At 75.7% G+C, this 2,289-nt stretch carries 2 protein-coding genes; both read left to right on the top strand.

All coding sequences use genetic code 11. From position 1 onward, the window contains the following. The coding region (locus JZ5iCDA_RS16985) for a serine/threonine-protein kinase (protein ID WP_069388183.1) at positions 1-2,068 on the top strand (2,068 nt) is incomplete at its 5' end. Continuing rightward, positions 2,065-2,289, top strand: a 225-nt coding sequence (locus JZ5iCDA_RS16980; RefSeq protein WP_139123209.1) for a zinc ribbon domain-containing protein, incomplete at its 3' end; no start/stop codon positions are given. The genes JZ5iCDA_RS16985 and JZ5iCDA_RS16980, both read left to right, overlap by 4 nt.

Below are 2,289 nucleotides of genomic sequence, written 5' to 3'. Positions count from 1 at the left end.
CGCGTCCGCCGCGCTCGGCACCGCGCGCACCGCCGCGACCGGGTCGCGCGCCACGCGCCGCGTCGGCACGTCCTCGACACGCCTGCGCGGGCACCGCCTCGGCGCGGGCCTCACGACCGTGCCGTCCGCCCCCGTCGCGGACCCGCTCCAGGCGGTCATGGCCGTCCCCGAGGTGCCCGAGCACAAGCGCTACTGCCCCGCGTGCGGCGAGAAGGTCGGCCGCGGGCGCGAGGGCAGGCCCGGGCGCACGTCGGGCTTCTGCCCCCACTGCGGCAACCGCTTCGACTTCACGCCGCAGCTGTCCCCCGGCGACCTGGTCGGCGGCCAGTACGAGGTCGTCGGCTGCCTCGCGCACGGCGGGCTCGGCTGGATCTACCTCGCGCGCGACCAGAACGTGTCCGGCCGGTGGGTCGTCCTCAAGGGCCTGCTCAACTCGGGCGACCCCGACGCCTACGCGGCGGCCATCTCGGAGCGCCAGTTCCTCGCCGAGGTCGAGCACCCGCTCATCGTGGAGATCTACAACTTCGCGATGCACGACGGCGCCGGCTACACCGTCATGGAGTACGTGGGCGGCAAGTCGCTCAAGGAGATCCTCAAGGACCGGCGAGACGCGAACGGCGGCGTCATCAGCCCGCTGCCCGTGGACCAGGCGCTCGCCTACGTGCTGGAGATCCTGCCCGCGTTCGCCTACCTGCACGACCAGAACCTGTTGTTCTGCGACTTCAAGCCGGACAACATCATCCAGCAGGGCGACGGCGTCAAGCTCATCGACCTCGGCGGCGTGCGCCGCGTCGACGACCTGACGTCGGCGATCTTCGGCACGGTCGGGTACCAGGCTCCCGAGGTCGCCGACGTGGGCCCCTCCGTCGCGTCGGACATCTACACGATCGGCCGGACCCTCGCGACGCTCGCGCTCGACTTCCGGGGCAACACGACGACCTACGTCGCGTCGCTGCCCCCGGTCGCGGACACGCCCGTGTTCCAGGCGTACGACTCGTTCTACCGCCTGCTGGCCAAGGCTTGCGCCCTCGACCCCTCGGACCGGTTCGCGACCGTGGACGAGATGCGCGCGCAGCTGCTGGGCGTCCTGCGCGAGGTCGTCGCGACCGACCGCGGGCCCGGCAGCGGCGCGCTGCACTCGGCGGCGTCCGTGCTGTTCGAGACGCCCGTGTCGGACGTCGCGGAGCGGCCCCTCGCGTGGGACGAGCTGCCCGCCCTGCGCACCGACGAGCACGACCCGATGGCGAGCTGGCTCGCCGGCGTCAACGTCGCCGAGCCGGACGCGCGGCTCGCCGCGCTCGCCGACGCGCCGCAGGACACCGTCGAGGTGCGCCTCGCCCGGGCGCGCACGGCGATCGAGGCCGGACGCCACGACGTCGTGCGGGACGCGATCGCGCAGATCCTCGGCGAGGACCCGTGGGAGTGGCGCGCGGCCTGGCTGGGCGGCCTCGCGGAGCTCGCGAGCGGCGACGCGGTCGCGGCGCGCGCGTCGTTCAACGCCGTCTACGGGCAGGTCCCCGGCGAGCTCGCGCCGAAGCTCGCCCTCGCGACCGCGTGCGAGCTGAGCGGCGAGCCCGACATCGCCGAGTCGCTCTACGTCATCTGCGCGCGCACCGACGCGAACTACACCGCGCCGGCCGCGTTCGGCCTCACGCGGGTGCGGCGCGCGCGCGGCGACCTGGACGGCGCCCTGCAGGCGCTCGACCTCGTCACGCCGACGCGCGGCTCCTACGTCGAGTCGCGCGTCCTGCGGGCGCACCTGCTCGCCGACTCCGGCCGGGGGCTGCCGGCGCTCGCCGACGCGCTCGCGAGCGTCGGCTCGGTCGCCATCGCGCCGCGCGAGCGCGCCGAGCTGTCCGTGGGCGTGCTGCGCTCGGCGCTCGACACCGTCACCACCACGGGCCCGGCCCCGACGACGACCATCGCGGGCGTCCCGGCGGAGGAGCCGGCGCTGCGGGACGCGCTCGAGGCGGCCTACCGCGACCTCGCCGCGCACACGGACTCGCGCGACGAGCGGATCACGCTCGTCGACCGGGCCAACGAGGTCCGCCGGTGGACGCTCCGGTGAGCGGCGCCACCGAGCCTGTCGGGCCCACCGAGCCCGTCAGGCCCGGCGTCCTCGCGTGCCCCGCGTGCGGCGAGCCGTCGCACGAGGGCGCCCGGTTCTGCGAGGCGTGCGGCACGCCGCTCGCCTCCTTCCCGCCCGTCGCCCCGGCGTCGGGCGACGGCACGGCGGCACCGGTCGCCGTGCTCACGGACCCCGACCCCGAGCCGGCGGGAGCCGCCGAC

It is taken from the genome of Cellulosimicrobium cellulans (assembly GCF_001722485.1).
GTDB lineage: Bacteria > Actinomycetota > Actinomycetes > Actinomycetales > Cellulomonadaceae > Cellulosimicrobium > Cellulosimicrobium cellulans_A.
Note: the sequence above shows the minus strand (reverse complement) of the source record. Positions and strands in the feature narration are given on the sequence as shown.